Raw genomic sequence first — 4,164 nt, forward strand, 5'->3', positions numbered from 1 at the left:
CGGCACCGTGGTCGCCGTCCCCGTCGTCGTCCCCTGGCAGGCTCTGCGGTCCGCCGCCGTCGCCGTCGCCGCTACCGGGCGCGTCTGGGGAACCGGGTCCGGCGGCCGCCTGGCTTCCGGCTGCGGCTGAGCGCGTGAAGTTCGCAGAGCCCCACATGAGGTCGTGGCCAACTGACTCCGCGTCAATTTCGGCGACGTGGTAGACCCTGCCGTCCTTCTCCCAGCTCCGCATCTTCAGCCTGCCTACCACGATGACCCGCTGGCCCTTCTTGATGCTGCAGCCAATGTTGCCGGCCAGTTGCCGGTATCCCTGGACGGTGAACCAGTTGGTGTTGCCATCCACCCAGGTGCTGGAGCCGCGGTCGTAGCGGCGCTCGGTGGCGCCGAACCGGAAGGACGCCGTGGCCACGCCACCGGGTGTGGTCGAGCTTCTGATCTCCGAGGCGACGAAGCCACGGACCGTAATGTTGTCGCTCATTCTCATGTCCTGTCTCGAATTGTCGTGCCCTGCCGGGCAGTTCCAGCATCCCGCCGTGGACCGTGGCCGGGGAGGACCCGGCTGTGCCATGTGGATAACCGGCTGCCGGCAACGGTGTGGGGACCGTGTTGGGGAGAAGTCAGGGCCRGCAGGACCGGCCACCTGCCGGGCGTTGACCTCCACCGGCCGTCAGGCACTGTAAACTTTTTGAGGCGTCACCGGCAGCAGCCGGTGGGAGCCAGCGCGCCCCAGTAGCTCAGGGGATAGAGCAGCGGCCTTCTAATCCGCCGGTCGGGGGTTCGATTCCCTCCTGGGGCACAAGAGAGCGGCTCTGACCTGCGACAACGCACGGTCAGGGCCGCTTCCAATGTCAACTCCTATTTCAACCAGACCATCAGATCCACTTGTTGTGTTTGAACGTCAGGAACAGGATCCCGCCCATGCCGAGCATGAGCGCGAGTGCCATCGGATAGCCGAAGATCCAGTCGAGCTCGGGCATGTCGCGGAAGTTCATGCCGTAAATCGAGGCGATCAACGTCGGCGCAAACAAGATGGCAGCCCACGACGAGATCCGCTTGACCTGCTCGTTCTGGGCGAAGCTCGACTCCGTCAGGAGCCGCATTTCGTCGTTCTGCCGCTGGGCAACGAGGGCCGCGTTGACGGCCAGCGCGTTCTGCAGCAACGCCCGGAAGGCAGACACCCGCTCCCCCAGCCTGATGGCGTGGTCCAGGACGTCGCGGAAATGATCCTGCAGTTCGGGATCCGGCACGCCGTCCGGTCCGCCGCCCATGAGGCTCTGCAAGATTCCGGCCAGCGGGGCCGTGGCACGCTGAAACGTGATGACCTGGCGGGAGAGTTCATAGATCCTGCGCGATACGCCGGGGTCGGCAGCGAACAGGTCGTCTTCGATTTCATCGATATCGTTTTCCAGCCCTGCCGCCACGGGCTCGTACTCGTCCACCACCTGGTCCAGGATCGCGTACAACACCGCATCCGGTCCGAGCGCCAGGAACTCCGGCTCGGACTCCATCCGCCGGCGCACCCGGGCCAGGTCGGGAGACTCCGCCCGGCGGACAGTCACTACAAAGTCCGGTCCGGAAAACACATGGATCTCGCCGAACTCGACCTTTTCCACGTCGTCCAGGTACCGCGCGGGCCGCAGCACCAAGAACAACGTCTCGCCATAGTGTTCCAGCTTGGCCCGCTGGTGGCCGGCGAGCGCGTCCTCTACGGCCAGGTGGCTCAGGTCAAATTCCTCGGCCACGGAGCGCAGTTCCTGGGCTTCGGGCCGGTAGAGCCCGATCCAGGCCATGCCCTGGCGCTGCCGCAGCAGAAAGTATGTCTCCTCGAGTCCTTCCGGGTCGGCGGTCCGGTGACCGTCCACATAGACGGCGTTGTCAATAATCGTCACGGCCGCGCCTCCTCTTCAAGGCATTCGCTTTGCTGTGACGTTATACCGTCCCCGGGCCGGTGCCAACAGCCTGCACTGCCCCGCGGACGCCGCTGGTTTCCGGGAAGGACCCCGGAAAGAATGCCCGGGAGAACGACGCCGACGGCGGCCGCCAGGGACCGCCAAAGCACGGTTGCTGGCGTGGGACGGAGCGCCCGAACCGTGCACACCCTATGCCCTGAGCCCCGCCAGCCCTCAGCACGCTTAGTATTGAATGGACTGGCAGGCTGGCAGGGATAGCCTGTGCGCCCTGCCCGCAATCGAAAGGTACGGCCGCCATGACCGAGACACCCCGCAGATTCGACCCCACCAATCCAGACGACGCCCCCACCTCCCCGTACGCGGGGTCCGGTGACGCCACACCCGCGCCCGCGTCCGCGCCCGCCGAGCAGAGCCCCGGCATGGATGTGGCCGCGACCAGCACGGATGTGGCCGCCACGACGGCGGGGCGCGCCGAAACCACCCAGCCCGAGGAACCCACGGCTCAGGCTCCCGCGCCGGCGCCCGCTCCGGACACGCGCCAGGTCACCCGAGCGGGAATGGTCTGGGCCGCGGTTGCCTGCGCGCTCGTGGTGCTGATCCTGCTGATCGCTTTCATCCTGCAGAACCAGGAATACGTGCAGGTGAAGTTCTTTGGCCTCGAAGGCTCGGTCCCGCTCGGCATCGCCTTGTTCATCGCGGCCGTCGGCGGCGGCGTCCTGGTCGCCATCGCCGGAGCCGCCCGCATCATCCAGCTCCGGCTCGCCGCGCACCGCGTCCGCCGCCAGGCCAGCCCGGGCACGCGCACGCGCTGACGCTGAAGCCGCCAGGCGCTACCCTCTTTCCATGCGCGACGCAGAACCCCGGGCCCAGGCAGCCATCACCACCGCCGCGGCGGACTGGCCCGACGTCGAGCGACTCTTTGGCGTCCGCGGCGAACCCTCACGATGCTGGTGCCGGTTCTTTGCCTTGACCGGCCCGCAGTGGTCCGCGTCCACCCCGGAGGAGCGGAAGAACCAGTTGCGGGACAAGTTCGACGGCGGCCAGCCGGCGCCCGGGGTCCTGGCCTTCCGCGACGGGAATCCGGTGGGCTGGTGCGCCGTCGAGCCCCGCGGGTGCTACCCAAGGATCCTACGCTCGAACGTGCTGGCGTCTGCCCCCGACGCCGCCCGGGATCCCGGCGTGGACCACGTGTGGTCCGTCAGTTGCTTCGTCGTCTCCCCCGGCCACCGACGCACCGGCGTGGCGGGGGCGTTGCTTGCCGCCGCCGTCGAACACGCCGCCGCGCACGGCGCAACGGTGGTGGAGGGTTATCCGGTCGACCCCGCGCAACGGCCCAAGGCCGGCCCGGCAGACCTCTACCACGGCACGCTGGGACTCTTTTTGGCGGCCGGCTTCACGGCGGCCGGCTTCACGCTGGTCAGCGGCACAGTGGTCAGCGGCGCAGTGCCGGGACGCGCCGTCGTCCGCCTGACGGCGCCCCGGGCCGGCAGGGACCGAGGGCGCTAGGGCAGGGTCAGGATCACCGGCCCGTCGGCGGTGATGGCCACGGTGTGTTCGCTGTGCGCGGCGCGGCGGCCGTTCGCTGAGCGGAGGGTCCATTCGTCGTCGTCATGGTAGTAGTCGTCCTTGCGGCCGAGAATCAGCATTGGCTCGATGGCGATGACGAGGCCCTCGGTCRGTTTGATGCCGCGACCGGGACGCCCGTCGTTGGGCACGTGCGGCTCGGCGTGCATGGTCCGGCCGATCCCGTGGCCGCCGTGATCGGCGAGCAGCCCGTAGCCTGCCCGGCGCGCTGCCCCGCCGATCGCGTAGGCGAGATCCCCCATCTTGTTCCCGATCCTTGCCGCTTCGATCCCCCTCGCCAGGGCGGCGTCCGTGGCGTCGATGAGGGCCTGGTCCACCGGGTCCACGGTCCCCACGATGAAGCTGACGGCCGCATCGCCGCACCACCCGGCCAGGAACGCGCCGCAATCCACGCTCAGGAGGTCCCCGTCCTGGAGCCGGTACTCGTTGGGGATGCCGTGCACGACGGCGTCGTTGACGGACGTGCAGATGACCCCCGGGAACGGCACGGACGCCCACCGCGGCCGGTAGTTCAGGAACGCCGGGGTGGCTCCCGCGTCGGCGATTGACGCCGCGGCGACATCGTCCAGTTCCTTGAGCGAAACGCCGACGGCGGCCGCCTCCCGGACCCGGGCGAGGGTGGTGGCGACCACCCGGCCGGCCTCGCGCATCAGAGCGATCTCTTCGGGAC

Annotated in this window: 5 protein-coding genes and 1 tRNA gene; 3 read left to right on the forward strand and 3 right to left on the reverse strand. The window is 68.7% G+C overall.

Annotation, left to right across the window (positions count from 1 at the left end; all coding sequences use genetic code 11):
• On the reverse strand, positions 1–478 hold a 478-nt coding region (locus AC1D1S_RS19635; protein ID WP_476995270.1), incomplete at its 3' end, for a single-stranded DNA-binding protein.
• Between the two features lie 245 nt (positions 479–723).
• Between AC1D1S_RS19635 and AC1D1S_RS19640 the strand changes: the two genes are divergently transcribed.
• Positions 724–796, forward strand: a tRNA-Arg gene (locus AC1D1S_RS19640).
• A gap of 76 nt (positions 797–872) precedes the next feature.
• Here AC1D1S_RS19640 and AC1D1S_RS19645 read toward each other — a convergent pair.
• Positions 873–1,889: a magnesium and cobalt transport protein CorA gene (locus tag AC1D1S_RS19645; protein ID WP_243177208.1), complete on the reverse strand. Its 1,017-nt coding sequence runs from the start codon at positions 1,887–1,889 to the stop codon at positions 873–875.
• Positions 1,890–2,206: 317 nt separating this feature from the next.
• Here AC1D1S_RS19645 and AC1D1S_RS19650 point away from each other — a divergent pair, with 317 nt between their 5' ends.
• Complete coding sequence (locus AC1D1S_RS19650) at positions 2,207–2,722, forward strand: LapA family protein (RefSeq protein ID WP_243177207.1); 516 nt, start codon at positions 2,207–2,209, stop codon at positions 2,720–2,722.
• Positions 2,723–2,753: 31 nt separating this feature from the next.
• Positions 2,754–3,416, forward strand: coding sequence for a GNAT family N-acetyltransferase (locus AC1D1S_RS19655; protein ID WP_476995271.1), 663 nt, complete (start codon positions 2,754–2,756; stop codon positions 3,414–3,416).
• Here the strand turns inward: AC1D1S_RS19655 and map are convergent.
• Positions 3,413–4,164 (reverse strand): type I methionyl aminopeptidase (gene map, locus AC1D1S_RS19660; protein ID WP_476995272.1); only part of this gene is annotated, 752 nt, incomplete at its 5' end. The genes AC1D1S_RS19655 and map overlap by 4 nt on opposite strands.

Source organism: Arthrobacter sp. P1_A5 (genome assembly GCF_056406825.1).